At 69.1% G+C, this 25,192-nt stretch carries 22 protein-coding genes; 13 read left to right on the top strand and 9 right to left on the bottom strand.

The window, feature by feature from the left end; genetic code table 11:
- Nucleotide 1: 1 nt before the first annotated feature.
- On the bottom strand, nt 2–964 hold the full coding sequence (locus ACUYM2_RS16935) for an NAD-dependent epimerase/dehydratase family protein (protein ID WP_481601118.1): 963 nt from the start codon (nt 962–964) through the stop codon (nt 2–4).
- A gap of 129 nt (nt 965–1,093) precedes the next feature.
- Here ACUYM2_RS16935 and ACUYM2_RS16930 point away from each other — a divergent pair, with 129 nt between their 5' ends.
- From ACUYM2_RS16930 to ACUYM2_RS16900, 7 genes are all read left to right on the top strand, one after another.
- Nucleotides 1,094–1,825 carry a TetR/AcrR family transcriptional regulator gene (locus ACUYM2_RS16930; RefSeq protein WP_481601117.1) on the top strand — a complete coding sequence of 244 codons (732 nt, stop codon included), beginning with the start codon at nt 1,094–1,096 and terminating at the stop codon, nt 1,823–1,825.
- A gap of 113 nt (nt 1,826–1,938) precedes the next feature.
- Nucleotides 1,939–2,385 carry a hypothetical protein gene (locus tag ACUYM2_RS16925; protein ID WP_481601116.1) on the top strand — a complete coding sequence of 149 codons (447 nt, stop codon included), beginning with the start codon at nt 1,939–1,941 and terminating at the stop codon, nt 2,383–2,385.
- Between the two features lie 324 nt (nt 2,386–2,709).
- Nucleotides 2,710–4,569 carry a molecular chaperone DnaK gene (gene dnaK / locus ACUYM2_RS16920; protein WP_481601115.1) on the top strand — a complete coding sequence of 620 codons (1,860 nt, stop codon included), beginning with the start codon at nt 2,710–2,712 and terminating at the stop codon, nt 4,567–4,569.
- A 2-nt stretch (nt 4,570–4,571) separates the two neighbouring features.
- Complete coding sequence (locus ACUYM2_RS16915; RefSeq protein ID WP_481601114.1) at nt 4,572–5,240, top strand: nucleotide exchange factor GrpE; 669 nt, start codon at nt 4,572–4,574, stop codon at nt 5,238–5,240.
- A gap of 94 nt (nt 5,241–5,334) precedes the next feature.
- Nucleotides 5,335–6,315, top strand: a complete 981-nt coding sequence (locus ACUYM2_RS16910; protein ID WP_481601113.1) for a DnaJ C-terminal domain-containing protein — start codon at nt 5,335–5,337, stop codon at nt 6,313–6,315.
- Nucleotides 6,316–6,330: 15 nt separating this feature from the next.
- Nucleotides 6,331–6,753 (top strand): heat shock protein transcriptional repressor HspR, encoded by a 423-nt coding sequence (locus tag ACUYM2_RS16905; RefSeq protein ID WP_346959400.1) that lies wholly within the window; start codon nt 6,331–6,333, stop codon nt 6,751–6,753.
- 261 nt (nt 6,754–7,014) lie between these two features.
- Nucleotides 7,015–7,413 (top strand): hypothetical protein, encoded by a 399-nt coding sequence (locus ACUYM2_RS16900; protein WP_481601112.1) that lies wholly within the window; start codon nt 7,015–7,017, stop codon nt 7,411–7,413.
- An 87-nt stretch (nt 7,414–7,500) separates the two neighbouring features.
- Here the strand turns inward: ACUYM2_RS16900 and ACUYM2_RS16895 are convergent, their stop codons facing one another.
- On the bottom strand, nt 7,501–9,117 hold the full coding sequence (locus ACUYM2_RS16895) for an FG-GAP repeat domain-containing protein (RefSeq protein ID WP_481601111.1): 1,617 nt from the start codon (nt 9,115–9,117) through the stop codon (nt 7,501–7,503).
- Between the two features lie 159 nt (nt 9,118–9,276).
- A complete protein-coding gene (locus tag ACUYM2_RS16890; protein WP_481601110.1) occupies nt 9,277–10,686 on the bottom strand; it encodes an aldehyde dehydrogenase family protein in 1,410 nt (469 codons plus the stop codon).
- 295 nt (nt 10,687–10,981) lie between these two features.
- Here ACUYM2_RS16890 and ACUYM2_RS16885 point away from each other — a divergent pair, with 295 nt between their 5' ends.
- Nucleotides 10,982–12,448 (top strand): APC family permease, encoded by a 1,467-nt coding sequence (locus ACUYM2_RS16885; protein WP_481601109.1) that lies wholly within the window; start codon nt 10,982–10,984, stop codon nt 12,446–12,448.
- Nucleotides 12,449–12,529: 81 nt separating this feature from the next.
- Here ACUYM2_RS16885 and ACUYM2_RS16880 read toward each other — a convergent pair whose 3' ends face one another.
- Together ACUYM2_RS16880 and ACUYM2_RS16875 are read right to left on the bottom strand one after the other, a co-directional pair.
- Nucleotides 12,530–13,501, bottom strand: coding sequence for an AraC-like ligand-binding domain-containing protein (locus ACUYM2_RS16880; RefSeq protein WP_481601108.1), 972 nt, complete (start codon nt 13,499–13,501; stop codon nt 12,530–12,532).
- 125 nt (nt 13,502–13,626) lie between these two features.
- Nucleotides 13,627–14,217, bottom strand: a complete 591-nt coding sequence (locus tag ACUYM2_RS16875) for a TetR/AcrR family transcriptional regulator (RefSeq protein ID WP_481601107.1) — start codon at nt 14,215–14,217, stop codon at nt 13,627–13,629.
- Nucleotides 14,218–14,337: 120 nt separating this feature from the next.
- Here ACUYM2_RS16875 and ACUYM2_RS16870 point away from each other — a divergent pair, with 120 nt between their 5' ends.
- Together ACUYM2_RS16870 and ACUYM2_RS16865 are read left to right on the top strand one after the other, a co-directional pair.
- Nucleotides 14,338–16,254: a primary-amine oxidase gene (locus ACUYM2_RS16870; RefSeq protein WP_481601106.1), complete on the top strand. Its 1,917-nt coding sequence runs from the start codon at nt 14,338–14,340 to the stop codon at nt 16,252–16,254.
- Nucleotides 16,255–16,269: 15 nt separating this feature from the next.
- On the top strand, nt 16,270–16,737 hold the full coding sequence (locus tag ACUYM2_RS16865) for a hypothetical protein (RefSeq protein WP_481601105.1): 468 nt from the start codon (nt 16,270–16,272) through the stop codon (nt 16,735–16,737).
- On the opposite strand, the gene ACUYM2_RS16860 is transcribed toward ACUYM2_RS16865, so the two are convergent.
- Nucleotides 16,727–20,173 carry a DEAD/DEAH box helicase gene (locus ACUYM2_RS16860; protein ID WP_481601104.1) on the bottom strand — a complete coding sequence of 1,149 codons (3,447 nt, stop codon included), beginning with the start codon at nt 20,171–20,173 and terminating at the stop codon, nt 16,727–16,729. The genes ACUYM2_RS16865 and ACUYM2_RS16860 overlap by 11 nt on opposite strands.
- A gap of 162 nt (nt 20,174–20,335) precedes the next feature.
- On the opposite strand from ACUYM2_RS16860, the gene ACUYM2_RS16855 reads away from it, so the two are divergent.
- A complete protein-coding gene (locus ACUYM2_RS16855; RefSeq protein WP_481601103.1) occupies nt 20,336–21,244 on the top strand; it encodes a DMP19 family protein in 909 nt (302 codons plus the stop codon).
- Here the strand turns inward: ACUYM2_RS16855 and ACUYM2_RS16850 are convergent.
- Nucleotides 21,241–21,780: a COG4315 family predicted lipoprotein gene (locus tag ACUYM2_RS16850; protein ID WP_481601102.1), complete on the bottom strand. Its 540-nt coding sequence runs from the start codon at nt 21,778–21,780 to the stop codon at nt 21,241–21,243. The genes ACUYM2_RS16855 and ACUYM2_RS16850 overlap by 4 nt on opposite strands.
- Before the next feature lie 153 nt (nt 21,781–21,933).
- Between ACUYM2_RS16850 and ACUYM2_RS16845 the strand changes: the two genes are divergently transcribed.
- On the top strand, nt 21,934–22,434 hold the full coding sequence (locus tag ACUYM2_RS16845; protein WP_481601101.1) for a sigma-70 family RNA polymerase sigma factor: 501 nt from the start codon (nt 21,934–21,936) through the stop codon (nt 22,432–22,434).
- Nucleotides 22,431–23,165, top strand: coding sequence for an anti-sigma factor family protein (locus ACUYM2_RS16840; RefSeq protein WP_481601100.1), 735 nt, complete (start codon nt 22,431–22,433; stop codon nt 23,163–23,165). Before ACUYM2_RS16845 ends, ACUYM2_RS16840 begins: the two co-directional genes overlap by 4 nt.
- A 20-nt stretch (nt 23,166–23,185) precedes the next feature.
- Here ACUYM2_RS16840 and ACUYM2_RS16835 read toward each other — a convergent pair whose 3' ends face one another.
- Together ACUYM2_RS16835 and trmB are read right to left on the bottom strand one after the other, a co-directional pair.
- Nucleotides 23,186–24,007, bottom strand: coding sequence for a DUF1206 domain-containing protein (locus ACUYM2_RS16835; protein WP_481601514.1), 822 nt, complete (start codon nt 24,005–24,007; stop codon nt 23,186–23,188).
- A 143-nt stretch (nt 24,008–24,150) separates the two neighbouring features.
- Nucleotides 24,151–25,074, bottom strand: a complete 924-nt coding sequence (gene trmB, locus ACUYM2_RS16830; RefSeq protein WP_481601099.1) for a tRNA (guanosine(46)-N7)-methyltransferase TrmB — start codon at nt 25,072–25,074, stop codon at nt 24,151–24,153.
- Between the last annotated feature and the right edge of the window lie 118 nt (nt 25,075–25,192).

Below are 25,192 nucleotides of genomic sequence, written 5' to 3'. Positions count from 1 at the left end.
GTCACCGTCCCTGGTCCCCCCACCAGGCAACGGTGGCGGCGGCTGCTTGCGTGAGCGGCGTCGGCTGCAGGCCCAGCGCCGCCTCGCTGGCGCGGGAATCCATCACAAAGGGGTGCTCGAACTGGTACAGGGTTTCGGCCATTTCCCGCGTCCCGGGGGAGAGCATGCCCATGGCCCGCAGCGCCCAGCCGGGGATGGTGGCCACCCGGGGTGTGCGGACGCCGGCGGCGGCGGCAAACGCCGCAGCCATCGCCCGCTGGGTGAGGGCCGGTCCGGTCGGTGCGTGCCACACCCGGTTCCACAACGCCGGCTCCCGGGCTGCCTTGATCATGGCGGCTGCCAGGTCCGGTACATAGGTGAATGAATGCGGCTGGTCCGCGCTGCCGACCACCATCAGGGACCTGCCCGCCAGTACCGGCTTCAGCATGCGCTCGCCGGCGTGTGCGCCGAGCACCCGGGGGCCGAAGAAGTCGCTGGCCGCCACGCTCACGGTGTCCGTGGCAGACGCGGCCCGTGCCTTGAGCAGAGCGGTGCGGATACCGCGCTTGCCGCCCCGGGCCTCCCGTGGGCTGTCTTCGCTCATCGGCCGGTCCGGCTCGCTGTAGGAGTACAGGCTTTCCGGGAAAACGACGACGGCGCCGGCGTCGCCCGCCGCTGCCAGCACCGCCTGTTCGGCGCCGGGCAGTTCTGCGGCCCAGACCTTGGCGCTGTACCGGGAGCCGTGGATGCAGTGGAAGACGGCGGCAGCGCCCCGGAAGAGTTCGCCGAGCCTCGCCGGGCTGGAGACGTCCACGGCGTGCCTCTCGACCAGCGGGTGGGCCGGCCCGCTGCCGGAGCGGGTGAGCACCCGTACCCGGTGGCCCGCTGCGGAGAGCTGTTCGGCCACTGTCCAGCCGACCGGCCCAGCGCCGGTGACGATGAACAGTTTGGGGTCCTGGCTTGCTGCGGATTCGGGCTGGGACATGGCGGGCTCGCTTTCTGGGAGAATGGGAGAGCGCTGCTCTCGAACTTCAGGATGCGATTCCCCGGCGGGAAAGTCAAGAGCAGTGCTCACATTTGTTGACAGTGCTCTGCTATGTGGAATGCTGGAGCCATGCCACAAGCCGCCACCGCACCGCCCGCCCAGCCATCGACGCCGCGCCAACGTGCCCGGGCGCGGACCATCCGGGACATTGTGCGCATCGGCCGGGTCCACCTGGCGCTGCACGGGGCCGCCGCGCTGTCCCTGCGCGCCGTCGCCCGGGACCTCGGCGTCGTCTCCTCGGCCGTGTACCGGTACGTCGAAAACCGCGAAGAGCTGCTGACCCTGCTGCTGGTCGACGCCTACGACGAACTGGGGGATGCGGTGGACGCCGCCGTCGGGGCGCTCCCGGAGGGCGATTTCAACGGTAGGTTCGCCGCGCTCGGGACGGCGGTGCGGAACTGGGCGCTTCGCGAGCCAGCCAGCTATGCGCTGCTTTTCGGCAGCCCGGTGCCCGGCTATCAGGCTCCTGCGGAGCGGACCACCGGCCCTGGGACAAGGGTGATCGTCGCGCTGATGGCCATCCTGGATGGCGCATGGCGGGCCGGCAGCCTCGCCGGAGAGGGCCCGCACGCTCCGGTGGCCGCGCCGCTCGCCGCGGACCTGGCCAAGATCCGGGCGGAGATGGGCCTGGCCGTGCCGGACGCGGCGCTGGCCCGCGGGGCGCTGGTCTGGACCTCGCTGTTCGGCGCCATCAGCTTCGAGGTGTTCGGCCAGTATGGTGCGGACACGTTCGCCGGCCGGGACGAGCTTTTTGCACACCATCTGGCTGTCCTGGCCGGGCTGGCCGGGCTCCGTTCCTGACCCGGTCTTCCGGGTGTCGAGCGGCCGGGCGGACCTCTGTTGCCGCCCCGCCGCTCTCGATAGACTGCGACTGCGCCCGCGCGGGCGCCCACGCCTGCAGGAGGGATCCACACATGTCTGAAAACAGTGAGTTTGATCGAACGGCAGCAGCAAAGCAGCATGGCTCCGCCCCGGGCCCGACCGGTGCCGAGGAGCCGGCAGTCGAGGGCGACGCCGGCCAGTACGTCGAGGGTGACTACGGCCAGGCGGGTGTTGCGGGCGAAAACCCGGCGGCGGCCCCGGAGGGCGAATATGCCGAAGGGGATTACGGCAAGGCGGGTGTAGCCGGCGGCTCGACCGTGGGCGCCGAAGAGGGTGACTATCCGGAAGGCGACTATGGGGCGGCAGGTGCCACCGGCCCGGACGCCGCCGAGGAGGGCGAATACCCCGAGGGCGACTACGGTGCAGCCGGCTCCGCGGGCTCCCAGCGTACCGGCCGCCGTTCCGAGGACGTTGCGGACGAGGAATCGGCGCGGCGGGATGGCACCGTCCGGGACGACGCAGGCCGCGAGGGGCTCTAGGGCCGACGCGTGTCGCCTCCCCGGCTCGTTCTCGCACAGCGAAATCGCCGGCGCCGAGCTTTTGGGCTGCCAGAAAACCGCGGGATTCCGCGCAGTGGCGGCGGAGCCGGGGCCGGATGGGGCGGCCCCGCGACCAGGTTGAGCCGGGTCGACTCAACTTCAGATTGACATCTCACCCGGGCTGCGTAAAGTTGAGTGCAGAGCGCTCAATAAGTGGGCGCGCCTCGTTTTCGACGGGCTCGAACTCCGGGTATGGCCCGGCAATCGGGCACCCGCCCGATTGCCGGGGGCCAGCAAGTTTCCAAGGAAAGAAGGAAGCCACACATGTCACGTGCAGTAGGTATTGACCTCGGAACCACTAACTCCGTCGTCTCCGTTCTCGAAGGTGGCGAGCCCACCGTCATTGCCAACGCCGAGGGTGGCCGCACCACGCCGTCGGTTGTTGCATTCTCCAAGTCCGGCGAAGTCCTGGTCGGCGAGATCGCCAAGCGCCAGGCCGTCAACAACATCGACCGCACCATCGCCTCGGTCAAACGCCACATGGGCACCGACTGGAGCGTCGCGATCGACGATAAGAAGTACACCGCCCAGGAAATCTCTGCGCGTATCCTGATGAAGCTCAAGAACGACGCCGAGTCCTACCTGGGTGAGAAGGTCACGGACGCCGTGATCACCGTTCCCGCGTACTTCAACGACGCCGAGCGCCAGGCCACCAAGGAGGCCGGCGAAATCGCGGGCCTCAAGGTCCTGCGCATCGTCAACGAGCCCACCGCGGCCGCCCTGGCCTACGGCCTGGACAAGGGCAAGGAAGACGAACTCATCCTCGTCTTCGACCTCGGCGGCGGAACCTTCGACGTCTCCCTCCTCGAGGTCGGCAAGGACGAAGACGACTTCTCCACCATCCAGGTGCGCGCCACCGCCGGTGACAACCGCCTCGGCGGCGACGACTGGGACCAGCGCGTTGTGGATTACCTGCTGAACCAGCTCAAGGTCAAGGGCATCGACCTCTCCAAGGACAAGATCGCCCTGCAGCGCCTGCGTGAGGCTGCCGAGCAGGCCAAGAAGGAACTCTCCTCGTCCTCGAGCACCAACGTCTCGCTGCAGTACCTCTCCGTCACCCCCGACGGCCCGGTCCACCTGGACGAGCAGCTGACCCGCGCCAAGTTCCAGGACCTCACCAAGGACCTGCTGGAGCGCACCAAGAAGCCGTTCCACGATGTCATCAAGGAAGCCGGCATCAAGCTCTCCGACATCGACCACATCGTGCTCGTCGGCGGCTCCACCCGTATGCCTGCCGTCTCCGACCTGGTCAAGGAACTCGCCGGCGGCAAGGAGCCGAACAAGGGCGTCAACCCGGACGAAGTCGTCGCCGTCGGTGCCGCACTGCAGGCCGGTGTGCTGAAGGGCGAGCGCAAGGACGTGCTGCTGATCGACGTCACCCCGCTGTCCTTGGGCATCGAGACCAAGGGCGGTGTCATGACGCACCTGATCGAGCGCAACACGGCCATCCCCACCAAGCGCAGCGAGACCTTCACCACTGCTGACGACAACCAGCCGTCCGTGGCGATCCAGGTCTTCCAGGGCGAGCGCGAGTTCACCCGCGACAACAAGCCGCTGGGCACCTTCGAACTGACCGGCATCGCCCCGGCTCCGCGCGGCGTTCCGCAGGTCGAGGTCACCTTCGACATCGACGCGAACGGCATTGTGCACGTCTCCGCGAAGGACAAGGGCACCGGCAAGGAACAGTCGATGACCATCACTGGCGGCTCCAGCCTCTCCAAGGAAGACATCGACCGCATGGTCCGCGACGCCGAGGAGCACGCAGCAGAGGACAAGGCCCGCCGCGAGGCGACCGACACCCGTAACACTGCCGAGCAGCTCGCCTACTCCGTGGACAAGCTGATCGCCGACAACGCCGACAAGCTGCCGGAAGAGGTCAAGACCGAGGTCCAGGCCGACGTCGACGCCCTCAAGGCAGCGCTCGAAGGCACCGATGACGCCGCCGTCAAGACCGCGTTTGAGAAGCTGCAGGCTTCCCAGACCAAGCTCGGCGAGGCCATCTACGCCCAGCCCGGCTCTCCCGACGGCGCTGCCGGCGCCCAGGGTGCCCCGGCCGGCGAGCAGGCAGCCTCCGACGAGGACATCGTTGACGCCGAGATCGTTGACGAAGACGAGAAGAAGTAATCATGCCGCACCACGGTAACGAAGAAGAGCACGGTGCCTCCGGGGACCGCCGCGACGAGAGCCGCGACGAGAACCAGAAGCCGGTGATCCACGACAACCGCAAGGTTGATCCGAAGACCGGCCAGGCACGTCATCCCGACCAGGAGCGCGCTGCCGCCGGGGAGCCGGATTCCGGGGATGCACTGTCCCAGGCCGAGGACATCCTCAACAGCGTGGACGTTCCGGCAGCAGAGTCCGTGGCGCAGGGCGCGGGTGCCGGGGAGGCGGAGGAATTGAAGAACGACCTCCGCCGCCTGCAGGCCGAGTACGTCAACTACCGCAAGCGCGTCGAACGTGACCGCGCCGTGGCAGGGGAGATGGCCGTCATCGGCGTCCTGAATGCCCTGCTCCCGGTGCTGGACGACGTCGACGCCGCCCGGCAGCACGGCGACCTCGCGGACGGACCGTTCGCCGCGATCGCCGCGAAGCTGGAGAACGCGCTGAAGACCTACGGCCTGGTGCGCATCGATGAGACCGGCGTCGAGTTCGATCCCACGATCCACGAGGCCCTCATCCAGCAGCCCGGCCCGGATGTCGAAACCGACACCGTCAGCCAGGTCCTGCGCTCGGGCTACAAGTCCGGCGAACGGGTCCTGCGGGCGGCCCAGGTCATCGTCGCCGTCCCTGCGTAGCAGCACCCCATCGAGATGACAGTTCGCGCCGGTGTTTCCAGCAAACATTGGCGTGAACTGTCATCTCGGCACACACTTTAGAGAGGAAACGCCATTGGCTAGCCAGGACTGGGTGGACAAGGACTTCTACAAGATCCTTGGTGTCGCCAAGGACGCTTCCGACGCCGACATCAAGAAGGCCTACCGGAAGCTCGCGCGGCAGCACCACCCGGACACCAACGCCGGGGACACGGCGTCGGAAAAGAAGTTCAAGGACATCTCCGAGGCCTACTCGGTGCTCTCCGATGCCGACGAGCGCCAGCAGTACGACGCCATCCGCGCCATGGGCGGCGGCGCCCGTTTCGCGCCGGGCGGGGCCGGCGGTGCGGCCGGCGGTGCCGGGTTCGAGGACCTCTTCGGTGGCCTGTTCACCGGCGGCGGCGGACGCCACTCCGGCGGGTACAGCACCGCGGGCGGCATTCCGCCCGAGTTCGCCGACCTGTTCGGCGGCGGCAGTTTCGGCGGCGGCCAGTCCTTCCAGCGCGGACCCCAGAAGGGCGCCGACCGCACCGCGTCGACCAGCATCTCCTTCGCCGGCTCGATCCGCGGCACCACCATCGGACTGCGCGAACCGGACGGCGAGGTAATCGACGTGCGGATCCCGGCCGGCATCAAGGACGGCCAGAAGGTCCGTGTCCGCGGCAAGGGCCAGTACGGTCCGGCCGGCAACGGTGACCTCATGGTCACGGTCACGGTCAAGCCGCACGACTTCTACACCCGCGACGGCGACAACCTGCGCATCCACGTCCCGGTCACGTTCGCCGAGGCAGCCCTGGGCGCCGACATCGAGGTCCCGACCATCGACGGAGACAAGGTCAGGGTCCGGGTTCCGGCCGGCACGCCGTCGGGCCGGACGCTGCGCGTCAAGGGACGCGGCGTCAAACACTCCAAGGCCACCGGGGACTTGCTCGTGACCATTGACGTCGCCGTGCCGAAGAAGCTGAACAAGGACGCCGAGGAAGCCGTCAAGGCCTTCGCCGCGGCCACCTCCGGCGAGGACGTCCGCGCCGGCCTGGCAGCCAAGGCCCGGCTCTAGGGACGGGGTCCGGGCATGGACATCGAGTTCGACCAGCCGATCTTCGTCATCTCCGTGGCCGCGGAGCTGGCGGACATGCACCCGCAGACGCTGCGCCAGTACGACCGGCTCGGCATCGTCTCGCCCAGCCGCGCGCCCGGGAAGTCCCGGCGGTACTCACAGCGCGACGTCAACATGCTCCGTGAGGTGCAGCGCCTCTCACAGGAGGGTGTCTCGCTGGAGGGGATCAAGCGGATCCTGCAGTTGGAGAACCAGGTTGCCGCGCTGCAGCACCGGGTCGCCGAGCTGACCGACGAGCTGGGCCGCCGCCGGCAGCCGCTGGACTCCCGCATCTTCGCCGCCGGAGCCGCCGGCGACGTCGTCACGCTCGCCCGCGGCCAGCGGCCCCGGGCCCGCTCGCAGGCCCTCGTGGTGTGGCGGCCCCGGGAGACCCCCTAGCCCGTCCACGCTGCCACTGCCGCCTCCAAGTAGCCGGGCTGCGCCAACTAAGTACTAGCGCGCAAAGTCACGTGGTCGACGGCACATATTCGGGTACCGGCGGGCCGTGACTTCCCGCCCGCTCGGCCGGTTGAATTGTCTTGGCGGCCAGGTGGCCGCCCGGTTCGTATGTTCCGGTGCAAATGTCGGGGGGCAGCACATGTTCAGTTCACCATTTCCGGGCGCAGCGGCGCCGGTGTCCGCAGCGATCGCGGGCCGGCCATGAACACAGGACTGCACGCGGTCGCCTTCTTCGGGAACTCCTTGCCGGGCCTGCTCCTGATTGCCCTCGGGCAGTCCGTGGTGGTGGTCTGCGTCTGTTTCGACATGGTGCGGGCGGTCTCCGTGCCGCGTTCGAGGCGGCGTTATCTGGCCAACACCGTGTTCCGGACCCTGGCTCTGCCCTCGATCCTCAGCATGGCCCTCATCGTGCTGGTCCATGCCGCATCCGGCGCCTGGGAACAGGTGGCCGCCGGGGTTTTTGTCCTCGTGGCGGTCATCTTCCGGTGGCACCACGACACGGACGAGGACAGTTGGTGGACCGGAAAGGGCAAGGCCCTGGGACGCTGGCTGCGAGGAACCCTCGCCTCCGGACCGGTCGCGGCCCCGGCCGCGGGGTAAGGTCTCGTCAGCAGGTCTCGCCATGGACCCGAAGTCTCGCCATAGGCCCACGGGCGCGTCCGCCCAACCGCCCGCCGCGGCGGCGGCTTAGAAGATCGCGTTCATGATGTTCCAGCCGATCCCGGCCCGGACCCGGGGGAGCCATGTGCCGCCGCCCGTGGTGGGATAGAGCCAGAGCGCTCCGGAGCTGTCACGGGCCAGGATGTCCGTCGTGCGGTCGCCGTTGAGGTCCCCGGGGCTCATCACAGCCGTCATGGCGTTCCAGCCGCTGCCGACCAGGACCCGGGGGAGCCAGCCGCCGGTGCCGGTGCCGCGGTACAGCCACATCCGGCCGTTGGCGGCCTCCCGGGCCAGGACGTCTGCCGCGCCGTCGCCGTCGAAATCCCCCGGGGCCACGAGCGCATTGAAGATGTTCCACCCGCTTCCGATCCGGACGCGGGGCAGCCAGCCGCCGCTGCCGTTGCCCGGGTAGAGCCAGAGGTAACCGGTCGCGGATTCGCGGGCGAGCACGTCGACGCGCTGGTCGCCGTTGAAATCGCCCGGGCCGAGGATAGAGTTCATCACCTGCCATCCCGTGCCGATCTGCACCCGGGGGAGCCAGCCGCCGGTCCCGGTCCCGCGGTACAGCCAGAGACGGCCGGTGGCGCTCTCCCGGGCGAGCACGTCCAGCGGTCCGTCGCCGCTAAAGTCACCCGGAGTTTCGAGGGCATTGAAGGCGGCCCAGCCGGTCCCGATCTTGATGCCCGGGGACAGGCCGCCGCGGCCCGTCCCGGGGTAGAGCCGCATCTCGCCGGTGGCCGCAACCCGGGCCAGGACATCGTTGTTCCAGTCGCCGTTGAAGTCCGCCGTCGCGCCGGAAAGGGTGGACGCCGGAATCGGGAGCGGCGTGAAGGCGTAGGGGTCGCAGGTCAGGTCATAGTCGCGGACGTCGTCGTACCACTGGGATAGGTAGACCCGGCCGCCGGAGAAGCTGGCCTGCCGGCACCGGTCGAGCGCCTCCGTCGGGTAGTCCAGGCGCCCGGCCGTGGCCCAGACCGGAACCCCCGGCAGCCGCCACGAGCTGGTGATCGCTTGCCAGCCTGAGGCGAAGGAGTAAAGCCCGTAGGGATATCCTGCGTCCCGGAGCCCGCGCATCAGTCCTTCGACCACGTACCGGTTCGCGCGCTGCTGGACAGCGTTGGCGGTGGGCCACGGCTGGGCCGGGCGAGGCTCCACGTCGATCCAGACCATGGGGGGCCGGAAACCCGTCCGTTGCAGGCTGGCGACGGCGTAGCGGGCTTCGGCATAGCCGACGTTGGAGAGTTGCCCGGCCCGGGTACTGGCGGACCAGGGTCCCTGCGCACGGTATGCCGTCAGTTGGGCGGCTGTGGGGAACGCGGCCATGGTGTAGGCGTGGGCGCGCTTGTTGTTCGCCTTGACCCAGGCGATCTGGCTGGCCAGGCAGGGGTTTTCGGTGAAGGGAAGCCCCCGGGTCAGTCCCAAGACCACGAACGCGGTGGTGGCCGGCGGGAGCGGCAGGCCCAGGCCGCCGACCGCCGCCGGGCATTGGGGCCAGGAGATGTCGTGCCCGTACAGGGTGGCCGCCTCCGCCGGCGCAGCGGTGGCAGGCATCAGGCCCAGCGCCAGCGCCAGGGATGCCAGCACCGATGCCAGCCGCCGCCGCGGGCGCGCCGCGGCGCCCCTGAACCGTATCCGCGCGGCCATGGCCACCCGCTCCTTCGCCCGGCTTCCCCTTATCCACCATTGGACACCCGGCGGGCGCCTAACGGTAGGGCTGAAAGTAACCGGATTCCTTATTCGGTGAAGGTGGGGAAACTCGCAGCGCTTCGCCGTTCATGCGGCACCGCAGGGCTTCCCGGAAGATCAGCCGTTGATGACCTGGGGCACCCCGAGGGCCTTGAGGCCTTCGACGCCGAATTCCAGGCCGTAACCGGACTGTTTAGCCCCGCCGAAGGGAATGCGGGGGTCGACGGCGCCGTGCTTGTTGATCCAGACCGTGCCCGCTTCGATCCGGGCAGCCACCCTGCGGGCCGCGGGGAGGTCGGAAGACCAGACCGAGGCGCCGAGCCCGACGTCGAGGGCGTTGGCCATGGTGACGGCCTCGTCCACGCTGCCGTAGCGGATGATCGGCAGGGCCGGGCCGAACTGTTCCTCGGCCACGAGGGGGTTCTCGTTGTCGATGTCCGCGACCAGGGTGGTGGGGTAGAAGAATCCCGGCTGATCCGGATCCGGATCGCCGCCGGTCAGGATCCGGGCGCCGGATTCGCGGGCGGCCTCGACGAGGGCGGCAACGATGTCGTACTGCTGGCGGTTCTGCAGGGGGCCCAGGACGTTGTTCTCGTCCAGGCCGACGCCCATCGGCATGGCGGCGGCGACCGCGGCGAGCTCTTCGCAGACGGCCTCGTAGATGCTGTCGTGGACGTAGAGGCGCTTGAGGGCGGCGCAGGTCTGCCCGGTGTTGATGAAGGCGCCCCAGAAGAGGTCCTGGGCGATGGCCTTCGGGTCGGCGTCGGGCAGGACGATGCCGGCGTCATTGCCGCCGAGTTCAAGCGTGAGGCGCTTGACCGTGTCTGCCGAGGATTTGATGATGGCCTTGCCGGTGGCGGTGGAGCCGGTGAACATGACCTTGCCGACCGTCGGGTGCCCGGCCAGGGCTTCGCCGACGTCCCTGCCGCCCGAGACCACGGTGAGCAGGCCGTCGGGAAGTTCCTCGTTGATGACGTTGACCAGGGCCAGGACGCTCAGCGGCGTGTATTCCGAGGGCTTGACCACGACGGCGTTGCCCATCCGCAGCGCCGGGCCGATCTGCCAGACGGTGATCATCATCGGCCAGTTCCAGGGGCCGATCGCGCCGACGACGCCGATCGGCCGGTAGTGCATTTCGGCGCGGGTTTCGCCGTCGTCCACCACGGTTTCCGGATCCAGCGGCGTGCCGGCGGCGGCGCGCAACCACGCGGCGCAGGCGCCGACTTCGAAGCGGGCGTTGGGGCCGTTGAGCGGCTTGCCCTGTTCGCGGGAGAGCAGCCGGGCCAGTTCCTCGGCGGAGCGTTCGACGGCGTCGGCGGCTTTGAGCAGTGCGGCGCTGCGGGCGTCGTGGCCGAGGGCCGCCCAGCCCGGCTGCGCCGCTGCGGCAGCATCGATGGCCCGCTCGAGGTCCTGCACCGTGTGGACCGGCGCCTCTCCGACCGGCTGGCCGGTGGCGGGGTCGCTGATGGTCCGGGTTTGGCCCGCAGCGGGCGCAATCGAGGCGAGAAGGGCGTCGTAGGTTTCCATGGGTACTCCACATCGAGTCGTTGAGGCGGTGGCTGAAGCACTGCGCGGGGCGCGGCAGGCTTCCAGTCCAGCCGTTCGGTCATCTCCGAGTGTCCCCCGGCGCCGGACGCGCCGTCTTGTCTTTGCGCGAACTGAAGTTGCCCCGCTGCGAAGGATCGCGGCCGGCCCGGCGGCCGTTGCGCTGAGGATCAACAACCGGTCGCTGATCGACAAAAGAGTGACAGGCGTCACCTGCCATGCTGGTTTGCACAATGCCAGGCGTTGCCCCGCACCGATGACCGATAAGAAGGATCTGATGAGTATTTCAAACACGGAATCCCCGGCGGTGGAAGCCGCTCCCAGCAAGGAGCACTCCACTGCCCTGCGAAGCGGCAGTGTGGGTGTTTTGGGCATTATCTTCTTTGTCCTGTCCGCCCAGGCGCCGCTGACCGGAATCGTCGGCGCGTCGCCGCTGTCCGTAGCCCTCGGCAACGGGGCGGGGGCGCCCGGAGCGTACCTGGTGGTGGGTATCGTCATCGTGATTTTCGCGGTCGGATTTGTTGCCATGAGCCGCAAGATCCAGGCCAACGGTGCCTTCTACGCTTACGTGACGGCCGCTTTCGGGCGGAAAGTCGGGGCCGGTGCCGCCTGGCTCGCCCTCCTTGCCTACAGCACGATCCAGGCCGCGATGTACGGACTGTACGGCGCAGCGTTCTCCGGTCTGCTCGAATCCGCAGGCATCAGCGTGCCGTGGTGGGTCCTGTCCCTGGTCACGATGGCCGGCGTCCAGGTGCTGGGTTCGCTCAACATCGAACTCGGGGCGCGGGTCCTGGCGGTGCTGGTGGGCCTGGAGGTCGCGGTGCTGCTTATGTTCGGCTTCGCGGTCCTCTTCCGGGGCGGCGGCCCGGAGGGGCTCAACGCAGCGGCTTCCTTCTCTCCCCAGGCGATCGCCACCGGCGCGCCCGGGGTGGCCATCATGTTCGCCGTCGCGTCCATGTTCGGCTTCGAATCCACGGCCATCTATTCGGCCGAGGCGAAGGATGCCAGCCGCACCGTGGCCCGCGCCACGTACCTCTCCGTGGGGGTCATTTCCGTCTTCTTCTCCTTCATTTCCTGGATGCTGGTTAGCTACTACGGACCCTCGGGCGTCATGGACGCCGCCGGAGCCGCCCTGGAGTCCGGAGACTCCACGGCGTTCGTGCTGACGCCGATGGTCGAGATGTTCGGCCCGTGGGCCGGGACGGTCACGGGAATCCTGCTGGTGACCTCCCTGCTGGCCGGGATCATCGCCTTCCACAACGGCATCAACCGCTACCTTCATTCATTGGCCCTGCAGGGGTCGATGCCGCGGGTTCTCGCACGCACCAACCGGCACCGGGCCCCTGCCATGGCCGCCCGAATCCAGACCGTGGTCGCCTTCCTGCTCGTGGTGCCGTTCGCGGTACTGTCCCTTGACCCCGTCCTGACCCTCTTTTCCTGGTTCAGCGGCCTCGCCGTGGCCGCACTCCTCGTGCTCTACATGTCCTCGTCCCTGGCCGTCGTCGCGTATTTCCGGCGGGAACGGGCCGCAGGCCAGGTCTGGCAGACCCTGGTGGCGCCGGTGCTGGCCACCGCACTGCTTGCCTGGGTGCTCTACCTCGTGGTGGGCAACTTCACTGCCCTGATCGGCGGCAGCTCCGAAACGGCCGTCGGATTGTTGATCGTCGTGCCCGCCGTGTTCGTCGCCGGCGTCCTGGTGGAGATCGCCATCGAGCGCCGGTCCGGCCGGGGAGTCGCGGTCTAGGGGCCGCGGCCAGCTTCGGGGTGCGGTGCCGGAGCTTCCGGGGCCGCACCCTCCGTCTTCCGCCGCCGCCGGAGGGGCCCTTCAGTCGCCGCGCCGCCAGTCGCTGGGCGAAACCCCGAAGGCGTCCCGGAAGGACCGGCTGAAGTGCGCCGCATCCACGAAGCCCCAGCGGCAGGCCACCGCACCAACCGGCATGCCGGCCAGGAGGGGATCCCGCAGTTCGCGGCGGGCGCCGTCCAGCCGTTGGGAACGGATCCAGCTCGCCACGGTGGTGCCCGATTCATGGAAGACATTGTGCAGGTGCCGCGTGGAAATGAAATGGGCCGCCGCGATGGATGCCGGCGAGAGCGTCGGATCCGAGAGATTGGCGTCGATGTACTCGCGGACCGACGCGGCCAGCAGGGCCTGCGGCCGCATCCGGTCCGGGCACATGTCCAGTTCCGCATGCAGCATCGTCGAGACCAGATCGAGGGCGTTCGTGGCCAGTCGCGACCCGCTGGGGCCGCTGAGGGAATCCAGGTTCTCCGCGAGGTGGGCGATGAACGGCCCGACGATCGAGGCGAGGCCGCCCTCCGCCGCCATCCGTACGGCCGACAGCTGCGTGATGCAGTCCGGCGGCAGGGAGAGTGCGTCCCAGGGGAACATCACCACCATGAGCCGGGCGTCCTCTTCAAAGGCCAGTGTGTAAGGCCGGCTGGTGTCGTAGATTGAGAGATCCCCCGGGCGCAGCAGGGCCTCGCGGTTGTCCTGGATGAGAAGCCCGTTGCCCTCCAGTTGAAGATTGAGCTTGAAATAACGCTCGCGGGACTGCGCGATCAGGGCCGGTGTGCGGTGGACCTCATGGCTGGTTGAGGTCACTTCGACGACGGCCACACGGTCCAGCCTGCGCGACCGCATGCGGCCGCGGAAATTGTCCGCGTCCCCGCTCGAGGCGCCCAGGGGGACGAAGGATTCGGCAATGAGGTGCCGCCAGTGCTCGAAGGAGGCTGCCGTGCTGGTCTGGACGTCCTGCCCGGCCGGGCTGGACGAGGGGCGGGCTGCTACTGCGGTCATCGAGGATCCTGACGCCGTCGTATTTCGGAGGACTGTGTCATGGGACACAGTCTCTTCAGGGTAGCGCCGCGCCCGGCCGATGTCATCTTTTTTCGACAGTCGGCGAAAAAAGACCGCCGCGTCGCCTAGCCCGCGAGCAGGGCCAGGAAGCCGTCCAGCTGTTCGCCGAGCCCGAGCTCCACATGGCCTTCCGGCGCGAGTGCCGCGGTGATCTGCGCGCCAAGCAGGAGGTTGAGCAGCTGCCCGGCCAGGACGGCGTCGTCGACGCCGGCCGTGACGGTGCTGGCCTGCCGCGCCTCCGCGAGGTGCCCCCGCATGGCGGCCAGCCATTGCTGCATGGAATCCCGGTGGATCCGGGCCTTGTCCGGATCGTTGGTGGCCTTCTGCCAGAACGGGATGACGATCCTGGCCTCGTTGATCCGTTCCTCGTCCAGGGGCAGCACCTCGGCGCAGAATGCCCTGAGTGCCTCGAGCCCGGACTGCCCTGCGGTGACCCGGGCGATGCGTTCATTGGTGCGGTTGAAGACGTGCCCGAACGCGAACGTCAGCAGGTCGTCCTTGGTTGGGAAGTAGGGCTTGAGGGCCCCGTTGGCAAAACCGGCCTCGAGGGCAATCTCCCGCATGGTGGCGCTTTCGATGCCCAGCCGGGCAATCGTCCGCCAGGTGGCGTCGACGAGTTCAAGCCGCCGCTGGTGGTGGTCGACAATCTTTGGCACCGGGCAGCTCTCCAATATTTCGTGCGTCGGACTCTTGTGGCACAGCTTACATTTCCGTATTCTCTACAACTATAGAAAATAAAGGTTCCGGCCCGCCAGGGTCCCCGAACGAAGGCTCCCATGATGCCCGCAAAAACTGAGACCCGAAGCGCGTACCGCCTGGCCGCGGACGCCGAGATCACCGCCGTCCAGGCCATTCTGCGCGACGCCGGACTGCTGGGCGAGACCAAGCGCATCGCCTATCTGGGCCTCGTGGACCCAGCCAGGGACACGCCGGCCAACACCGAGGACCGCCGTTTCCGCATCTTCCTGCACGACGTGGCCGGGGGCCGTCCGTGCGACGTGACCGTCTCCGCCTCCCGCGGCGCCGTGATTTCGGTGGTTGAGCTGGATACGGCGGCGACCGGCGAACTCCCCGTCCTGGAGGAAGAGTTCGAGGTGGTCGAGGAGCTCCTGGCCGCGGACAGCCGGTGGCTCAAGGCCCTGGCCGACCGGGGCCTGGATGTCGGCAAGGTCCGTGTGGCCCCGCTCTCCGCCGGGGTGTTCGAGTACCCCGGGGAGAGTGGCCGCCGGATCCTCCGCGGACTGGCGTTCGTCCAGGACTTCCCGGAGGACAGCGCCTGGGCGCATCCGGTCGACGGACTCGTGGCCTACGTCGATGTCGTCAGCAAGGAAGTTACCGAGGTCCTGGACCTGGGCGCTGTCCCGATTCCCGCCGAACACGGCAACTACACCGATCCCGGGCTCACCGGCGAGCTGCGCACCAGCCAGAAGCCCATCAGCATCACCCAGCCGGAGGGGCCCAGCTTCACGGTTTCCGGAGGCAACCACGTCGAATGGGAGAAGTGGAGCGTCGACGTCGGCTTCGACGTCCGCGAGGGCGTCGTCCTGCACAACCTGGCGTTCCAGGACGGCGAGCGGAAACGGCCCATCATCAACCGCGCGTCCATTGCCGAGATGGTGGTCCCGTACGGGGACCCCTCCCCGGTCCGGTCCTGGCAGAACTATTTCGACACCGGCGAATACCTGGTGGGCCAGTACGCCAATTCGCTGGAGCTTGGCTGCGACTGCCTGGGCGAGATCACCTACCTCAGCCCTGTCATCAGCGACGCCTTCGGCAACCCCCGGGAGATCCGCAACGGCATCTGCATGCATGAGGAGGACTGGGGGATCCTGGCCAAGCACAGCGACCTCTGGACCGGCATCAACTACACGCGGCGCAACCGCCGCCTGGTGATCTCCTTCTTCACCACGATCGGCAACTACGACTACGGCTTCTACTGGTACCTCTACCTGGACGGCACCATCGAATTCGAGGCCAAAGCGACGGGCGTCGTCTTCACCTCCGCCTACCCGGAGGGCGGATCGGAGAACATCTCCCAGCTCGCCCCGGGGCTGGGCGCCCCCTACCACCAGCACTTGTTCAGCGCCCGCCTGGACATGGCGGTCGACGGCTTCACGAACCGGGTGGAGGAAGAGGACGTGGTCCGGCAGGCCATGGGGGAAGGCAACGAGCGCGGCAACGCGTTCTCCCGGAAGCGCACGGTGCTTGCGCGGGAATCGGAAGCCGCCCGGGAGGCGGACGCCCGCAGCGGCCGGACCTGGGTGATTTCCAACCCGGAATCGCGCAACAGACTGGGTGAACCGGTGGGCTACAAGCTGCACGCGCAGGCGCAGCCCACCCTCCTGGCCGACCCGGAGTCCTCCATCGCCCGCCGTGCGGCCTTTGCCACCAAGGACCTCTGGGTCACGCGCTTCGCGGAAGACGAGCGCTACCCCACCGGGGACTTCGTCAACCAGCACGCCGGGGGAGCGGGGCTGCCGGCCTTCCTGGCCCAGGACCGCGATATCGACGGCCAGGACATCGTCGTGTGGCACACCTTCGGGCTGACGCACTTCCCCCGGACCGAGGACTGGCCGATCATGCCGGTGGACACGGTCGGGTTCAAGCTCCGGCCGGACGGCTTCTTCGACCGGAGCCCCGTCCTTGACGTTCCCGCCTCCGCCCAGACCTCCGGCGGCCACTGCCATGCCTAGGCCGCCGCTGTGGCCGTGAGCGGCACCGCTGCAGGAGGGCGCCGGCCCGGCGCCCTCCTGCACCTGCGGTCCTGCGCCGTCGTGACGGCCGGCTCATGCCTGGTCCACCTCTGGCTCGTCGCGGAAAACCGGCACGGGATCTGGCTGAACCTGCTGATGCTGGCCATGGCGGCGGTCTGCGCGCCCTGTGCCGTGCATATCTGGCGCAGGGGAAGGCCCGGTGCCCTGCGCCAGGTCATGGTCTCAGCGCTGGCCATGACCGGAGTGCACGCGGTGCTACTCCTCGGCGGCGGGGCCGCGGCCCACGTCCACCAGGCGGCGGTGGCCCCTGCCGCCGCCGCAGCACCCCCGGGCGCCGCCGGGCTGCTGGCGGTCCTGGTCCTGGAACTGGCGACGGCGCTGCTCGCCGCGACGCTGCTGGCCCGGCTCCGGACCCAGCCGGCCGGGGCGCTGCCGGGAAGCGCCCCGGCCGTCAGTCGGTGAAGAGCCCGGCCAGGTCCTCGGCCGTCAGCGCGCCGCCGGAGAGCGCGTCGCCTTCCATCACGTCGGCGAAAAGCTGGGATTTCCTGGCCTTGAGGGCCATGACTTTTTCCTCGATCGTGTCCTTGGCCACCAGCCGGTAGACCATCACGTTGCGGGCCTGGCCGATCCGGTGCGTGCGGTCCACGGCCTGCGCCTCGGACGCGGGGTTCCACCACGGGTCCAGCAGGAACACGTAGTCCGCCTCGGTGAGGTTCAGGCCGAAGCCGCCCGCCTTGAGGCTGATCAGGAACACCGGTGCGGCGCCGTTCTTGAACTCGTTGACGACGTCGGTGCGGTTGCGGGTGCTGCCGTCGAGGTAGCAGAACTCGATGTTCTCCTCGATGAGGCGTTCGCGGACCTTGCCGAGGAACCCGGTGAACTGGCTGAAGATCAGCGCACGGTGGCCTTCGGCCACAAGGTCCTCCAGCTGCTCGAATAAGACGTCGAGTTTGCTGGAGCGCACCCCCGTGAGCGTGGGGTCGATCAGCGAGGGGTCCAGGCTGAGCTGGCGCAGCAGGGTCAGCGACTGGAAGATGGTGAAGCGGTTCTTGTTCACGTCCTCGATCAGGCCCAGGATCTTCTGCCGTTCGCGCTGCAGGTGCGTCTGGTAGACCTTCTGGTGCCGCGGGTTCAGCACGACTTCGAGGATCTGCTCCTGCTTGGGCGGCAGGTCGTGGATGACCTGTTCCTTGGTGCGGCGCATCATCAGCGGCCGGACCCGACGCCGGAGCTTGTCCAGCTGCGCCTTGTCGCCGTTTTTCTCCACCGGCTTCTGGTAGTACTCGGCGAAGCGCTTGGGGCTGGAGAAGAGTCCCGGTGCCACGATCGAGGTCAGTGCCCAGAACTCCATCAGGTTGTTTTCCAGCGGCGTGCCGGTGATCGCCAGCTTGAAAGCGGCGGGGAGCTTCCGGGCGCACTGGTAGGCCTTGGACTGGTGGTTCTTCACGAACTGCGCCTCGTCCAGCACCAGGCCGGCCCACTGCCGGGAAGCGTATGCCTCGTAATCGATCCGGAACAGCGCGTAGGAAGTAATGACGACGTCGGCCCCCGCCATTGCCTCGGAAGGCGCCGAGCCGCTCTTCGCGAAGGTCTCGCTGATGGCCCGCACCGTCAGGCCAGGCGCGAAGCGCGCGGTTTCGGCCTGCCAGTTGCCCACCACGCTGGTGGGTGCCACCACCAGGAAGGGCGCACCGCCGGGCGCAATGCCGGGCGCACCGCCCGGGGCGTTGCCGCCGTCGGCCGACTGGACCGTGTCAGCGCCTGACTCCGCCGCGGCAATCTTGGCCGCGCAGATCAGCGCCAGTGCCTGCACGGTCTTGCCCAGGCCCATGTCATCGGCCAGCACACCGCCCAGCCCGTGGCGGTAGAGGAAGCTGAGCCAGTTGAAGCCCTCGAGCTGGTACGGGCGCAGCTCGGCGTCCAGGGTCTCCGGCAGCGGCAGCCCCTGGACGCCGCCCTCCAGCAACCCGCCCACGGCTTCGCGCCACGCGGCGGCCTGTTCGTCGACGATGCCCAACTGCGCCAGCTCGTCCCAGAGTCCGGCCTGGAAGCGGCTGATCTGCAGCGGGGCATCCTTGTTGTCCTGCAGCTCCCGGGCCTCTTCGATCAGGGCGCGCAGCTGGTGCAGCTCGGGCAGGTCCAGGGAGAAGTAGGCGCCGCTGGGCAGCAGCATCTTGGTTTGGCCCGCCGCCAGGGCGGAGAACACGGCGGCGAAGGACACCGGCTGGCCCTCGAGGGAAATCTGGATGCCCAGGTCGAACCAGTCCCGCTGCTCGGTGGCCTTGGTGGAGATGGACACCACCGGAGCTTCCTCGGCTTCGCGGTAGTCGGCTATCTCACCGGCCGTGTCCACGGAGACCTCCGGAAGCTCGCGGAGCGCAGGGAGGACCTCCTCGGTGAAGGCCAGGGTGTCCAGGCCGCTGAGTTCCACGGATGCCGCCAGCCGCGGCGTGCCCCAGCCTCCGGTGGCGGACTCGCCAAGCTTCGGCACCAGGTCCCACGGCTGGCCCACGGTTTCCAGGATGCGGGCCTCGGCGGTGTCGTCGCGGTAGCCGTGGTCGCCGGGGTGCCGCCACAGGGGCTGGGCCGTGACCAGAGTTCCGGACTTGTAGTGCCACTCCCAGTGCAGGCGGACCCGGTGGTCCGCGCCGTAGTTGGCCAGCAGGGACAGGGTGGGCGCCGCCAGGGCTGGCAGCTCGACGGATTCGTCAGAGGCGGTGACCCGCGCGGTCTGCTTGAGCTTGGGGTAGAACCCGGTCAGGAAGCGCCCCTCGTCCCGGGCCGGAATATGCAGGGTGGTGCCGCCGGTGACGAAGGTCAGGAGCTCCTCGCTAAGCCCGGCCTCCAGGGGTGCCAGGGTGATCGCGGAGTCACCCGGCGCCACGCCGGGCAGGGCGTCGGCGCTGGAGGTCAGGAAGATCCCGTGGGCGGGCCGTCCGATGGTCCCGACCGACGCCGGATCGACCACCGAGCCTTCCACGGTGATGGTCGGAGCGAGCGCCAGCCCGCCGCCGTCGGTCTCCTCGGCGCCGAGCCGGGTCAGGTTAAGTCCGACGGCGGCCGGCTCATCGGCAAGCCGCACGGGTTCGTCGCCCCTGCCGTGGACCAGGGCGAGGCCGATCTTCCGCGCCTCGGCCAGCAGGCTCCACAGATTCTTGCCGGCATAGGTGTTCATTCCCAGCCAGGGCGCGGTGCCGGCGTGCTGGCGGTTCGCCAGGGCAGTGTGCGAGGCGAGGAATTCCAGCATCCACTCCACGTGGGCTTCGTTGCATTCGCGCCGGTAGTTGAGGTAGCTCAGCGTGTTCCAGGAGACGTCGCCGCGGATCCACTTGCCCTTGGCGCCCATGATGACGGGCCGGGCCTTGAGCTGCCGGACGCTGCGCAGCGGATCGCGGCGTCCCGTGTAGGAGAAGTGCGGCGCCGGTTCCTCGATCTCGAACTGCAGCGCAAGCGGGACGCCGTTAGTGGACTGGGTGATGCCCGGCCGCGCGATCAGCGGGCTGAGGGCCTGCTCCCAGTCCGGCAGGTCCTGCGCCGGGAGCTGGCGGGACAGCCGGGAGGACTCAGCGGGTGCCAGCAGCTGGACGCGGGTCGCCGGGTTGTCCTCGGCGGCAAACAGCAGGGCAGCCACATGCTTGCAGTCCTTGCGGACCGGGCAGCTGCAGACACCCACGCTGCAGCTCCAGCCGCCGCCCTTGCGGACCAGCTTCGCCGTCGTCGAATAGGGAACATCCGCGCCGCCGCGGACCTTCCCCAGCATCAGCCCGGTGGCGGCGTCGAAGGAAATCCCGGAGACCCGGCTTCCCATGGCGTAGGCGAGCCCGGCCGCGAGGGAGCGGTCGTTGATTGCGGGGGTCTGTATTGCCAGTGCCGCACTCTCGTCCGGATGGGATGGCATGTGCGCACTACTTTCAGCAGTTGGTCATCTGATCCATCTTAGCCAGCCTGGCGTGGCCCGGAAACTTCGCCTGGCGTTCACTCCCGCGTGGGCCGTCCGGCACGGGGCGGACCTACCGTGGAAGGGACCGGAGCAGCACCCGCCATCACCGTGAGGATCCCCATGAGCAGCAGCCTGACCTCGAGCCCCACCGCCGTCGACCGCGCCCCCGTCCTGACCAGGGACTGCCTGCACGGCGGCAACGTGGATGTTGTTGACGCGAACGTGGACGTCGTCAACGCCATGTACGCGGAACTGCTCGACGCGGAGGAGATAGCGCCCACTGCCCTGCGCAGCTATTACGTGGACTTCTACCTGACGCAGGCGCTGGGCGGCGGCTTCGCCCAGTACGTCTTCACCCTGCCGGACCGCGGGGAGGTCGACAGCTACGTCCGTGAAGGGCTGGCCGCGATGGGTGCCACGGCGCACCTGGACCTGTTCAACCGCAGCGTGGCCGCCTTCGACTCACTCTCCGAGGAGGACGCAGACGCCTACCTGGACGGTGACGCCGAGCTGGACGGCGACGGCGGACCAGGCGGCGGCGGGGCGGCGGTACCCGACGCGGTGCGGCTGCTGGAGCAGCTCGACGACGAATTCGAGCCGCTGCTGGAAACCGAGGACATCGTCGCGCTCAACGCCGCCTGGCTGCGCAGCCAGCCGGACCTGCTGGTCCTGGACGCGGACGACCTCGACCGCCACATCCACGAGCGGGTGTCCCGGATCCCCAACCTCGCGCAGCGCCAGGCCGAAGCGGCTGAGGAGGAGCTCAGGAGCGCCCCGGAGTTTGAGCTGATCATCCGGGAGCTCTGTGAGGTGGCCGGACAGGCCCTGCTGAAGATCACCATGGGCGACCCGAACTACGACCACCGCGGTGAACGCGTCCTGGCCTGGCACTTCACCACGGACCAGGGCGAGTTCCTCATGCTGGAGGACGACGACGAGGCCTACATGATCCACCCGGAGACCCGCGAGATCGTGGCCGCCGTCGAATTCGAGGACGACGTCGACGGCGAGCCCGGGGCCGGCTTCTAGTAACCGCCGCCGGCGGCGGACATGACCATCTCGCCGGCAGGGTCCACTAGGTACCAGACGCTGCCGACGCCCTGCCCGGTGATGTCACCGGGGGCCCGGTCCTTGGCGTAGTAGTACACGGGCATCCCATTGATGGTGAGCTGCTTCTTGCCGTCCGGCGTGTCGATGGTGCCCACCCGGCCTGTGATTCCTTCCACCGCCGGGGTGCCGGAGAGGGTGAGGACCGGCGGCCACGCAGCGATGCAGGACCCCGTGCAGGCGCTCGTGCCGGAGTCCTTGGTGTCCTTGGTGAAGACGTAGACGCTCATCCCCTTGGCGTCCACGACCACCCGCCCGGCGCTGGTCGCGGCGGTCCTGAGGTCAGCGGCGGACGCCGGGGCCGGGGAGGGGGCCGGGCCCGTCGTCGTGCCGGCCGGGCCCGTCGTCGTGCCGGCAGGAGACGGGGTCGGGGCCGTGGTTCCGCTGCCGCCGGCGCAGCCGGAAAGGACGGCGGCGAGGGCAAGGGCGGACAGGGTGGTGCCGAAGTGCTTGGTCATTGTGGGCTCCTAGGCTAGGTGCCGGCCAGCTCACTGTCCGGCTAGCTGATACGACGGCGGCGGGTGAAGAATGGTTCAAGGGCGTTCCGTTGAACTTTCGCGCCGGCGTGTACGTCCTAGTGGGGCAGAGGGACCAAGCCCGGGAGGTGCCGCATGCCGCTGGATGAAGACGTGGTGGCCGCGATCTACCGCGACCACGGAACGGCTCTGAGGCGGTTCGTCCTGGGCGCCTGCCACGACCCGCAACTGGCTGAGGACGTTGTGCAGGAAACGGTGCTGCGCGTCTGGCAGCAGGCCCCGCAGATCACCGGCAGCTTGCGCAGCTACTTGTTCCGGACGGCGCGCAACGTCATGATCGACAACTACCGCAAGGCACAGCGCCGCCCGCGGGAGGCTTCGGAACGGGACGTGGCGGATGCCGCCGGGGCCGCGGAACGCGTCGACGAACTGCTCAACCGGGTCCTGATGGAGGAGGCGCTGCTGCGTCTCAGTTCGGAACACCGGGATGTGCTGGTGGCGCTGCATTACCGCCGCTTCACCGTCCAGGAGGCCTCCGTCCATTTGAACATTCCGGCCGGCACGGTGAAGTCCCGGGCCTTCTACGCCGTCCGGGCCCTGCGCGCTATCCTCGACGAAATGGGGGTGCAGCAGTGAGCGGAACAGAACTCCACCGGCTGCTCGGCGCGTATCTGCTGGGCGGCCTCGAGCCGGACGAGGCCGCCGCTTTCGAGCGACACCTGGCCGAATGCGCGCACTGCCGTGGCGACCTTGACCAGCTCGCCAGCCTGCCCGCGCTGCTCGATGCGGTCCCCGTGCCCGACGCCGTCGCACTCACTTCGCCGGCGGCGCCCGCCCCGGGGGCGCCCGCCCCGGCCGCGGTCCGCGGGTCTGCGGCAGACGCGGGCGCCGGCGCTGTGCCGGGTTCCGATCCTGATTCCGTCGTCCCTCGGGGGCTACTGGCGGCGCTCGCGGCCCGCCGGAGGACGTCTCGCCGGCTCTGGTCCGCGGCGCTGGCGGCCGTTGCCGCGGCCTGCCTGGGCTTGGGTTTCCTGGCCGCCCCGCTGCTCGGAGTGCAGGCCAAACCGGACGCCAGCTACTCGGTCGCCGCCGGCGGCGGGCTGCAGGTCTCCGTGGGCCTCGTGAAGAAGGCATGGGGCACCGAGCTGGCGGTCGAGGGCAGCAGTATGCCGGTGGACGGCACCCTCTCGCTTTGGGTGAAGGACCGCGACGGCGGCGAGGACCGGGCGTGCGCCTGGACGGCCACGCCCAGCGGGAAGGTGCGCATCACCGGGGCCACCCCGCTGCAGCTGGCCAGTATCGCCAGCATCGAGATGCGCGACGGCCGGCAGCGGCCCGTCGCGGTCATCACCGTTCCGCGGCCGTAGCCGGCGGTCCGGCGTCGTGGTTACATCCGGGCGAGCCGCGCCCGTACGGCCAGGAAGATGCCGTAGCAGATCAGGCCAGCGCCCACGGCGGCGAGCATGTACATCCCGAGCGGCTGCTCCCGCAGGGCCTTCAGGCCGCCGTCGAGCCCGGTCGATTCCGCCGGGTTCGCTTTCAGGGTGGCGATGACAATCAGCAGCCCGGTCAGCAGCAGCGCCACGCCCTTGGCGGCATAGCCCGCGACGCCGGCGACGGTCACCGCGGTGCTGGCCTGCTCGTTGGCGGGCAGGCGCAGGTACTTCAGGAACGACTTCCGGAAACCCCGGACGGCGTAGACGACGCCGGTGATGGCGATGGCGGCGCCAACGACGATCAGCAGCAGCACCCCGCCCGGGACCTTCATGAGCTGCACGGTGAGGTCGCTGGTGGAGCGGCGGTGGTCTGCGTGGGCGCCGAGGGCCACCGACGCCAGCGTCAGCCCGAATCCGGCGTAGACCACAGCCTGCAGGGCGGCCTTGAGCTTCCTGCCGACCTTGTCCTTGGTGGGCAGGTGGTTGAAGTCGAACACCGCGTCGCTGGTCTGCCAAATGGCCAGGGCGACACAGGCCGCGAAGGCGCTCCACAGCAGCGCCGGTCCGGCCGGCTGCTTGGCGAGCTCTTCAACGGCGCCGCTGACGTCGGCCTGCCCCTGCCCGCCCATGGCGAGCCGGATCGCGACGAGCCCGATCAGGAAGTGCAGGATGCCGGACACGGCGAACCCTGCCCGTGCCGCGTATTCGAGCGGCTTGGAGTTGGTGACGTCCTCGGCGACTTCCGCGGCGTCCTTAAGTTCTTTTTTGATGATCGGTCCTTCGTGTCTTCAGGCTCTGCCGGCGCCGTCGTGCCGCCGCCAGCCCTGCATCTTCGGTAATCCTGCCACGGGAAACCGCAGCGCAACAGCATCTTGGCCGCGCTCGCTGCTCCGGGCCGCGAAGGGCGGTGCGTGGGTCAGCGGCGCCGGTAGCAGAGATCGAAGATCAGCCGGCCGGCCTCGTGTGCCTTGTTCTCGAAGCTCGTCAGGATCCGGCCCTCGAACCTCGGCGCCCAGCCGCCCGTGTCGTCGACGCCTTCGTTGGGGCCGGTATGTTCGGTGCTGACCGGCGCACGGCCCTCCTTGACCGGAGCACCGCCCACGACTGACTCCACCCCGGACTCCCAGACCTGGGTAAGCGGGCTGGCGTCCCCGCTGCGCTCGCCCTCGTGCGGGTTCTCGAAGTCGGGGGAGCCGGCCAGGACCTCGCGCACGTGCACGGCGTAGTTGGACCAGTCGGTGGCGATCCGCCAGATGCCGCCGGACTTAAGCGCCCGTGCCGCGAGGTCGGCGAAGGCCGGCTGGATGAGGCGCCGCTTGTGGTGCCGCGACTTGTGCCACGGATCGGGAAAGAAGACCCAGAGTTCGGTAACCGAGCCCGCCGGGAGCATGCTGGCCAGCACCTCTGGGGCGTTGGCCTCCACCACCCGCACGTTGCTGAGTCCGCGGCTGTTGATCTTGATAAGGGTGTTGGCCAGGCCCGGCGTGTAGACCTCCACGGCCAGGAAGTCCTTGTCCGGGTTCTCCTCGGCCGCGTGGCAGACAGCGTCGCCCAGCCCCGAGCCGATCTCGACGATCAGCGGGGCCGTCCGGCCAAACTCGGCCTCGGCGTCGAAGACGTAATCGGGGTGCACGGAGGTGTTCGCAATGTGCCGCGGGACCTCCACGGCCCACCGGTCCGCGTGCTCCTCCCACGCCGCCTGGCGCCGGCCCTGCAGGCGGGTGCCGCGGCGCACGAAGCTGACCGGCCGGCCGCCGTAGGTGCCGAACGATGCTTGGCTGCCGGGCGTGACCGGGCGGGAAGGCTGCGGCGTCTGGGGGGATTCTGGGGATTCGCTCATCACTTTCCAGAATAGTGGAGTCAGAGGGCCCCGGCCGGACCGGAGAACCCGCGGCCGGCTGGGCCCAGGACGGTTCCGGCGGCGAGGGCGGTGCGCCCGGTTCCGTTCGAAGCGGCGC

The sequence above is a fragment of the Arthrobacter sp. SD1074B genome (genome assembly GCF_056780195.1).
This window is presented reverse-complemented; position numbering and strand designations above follow the sequence as displayed.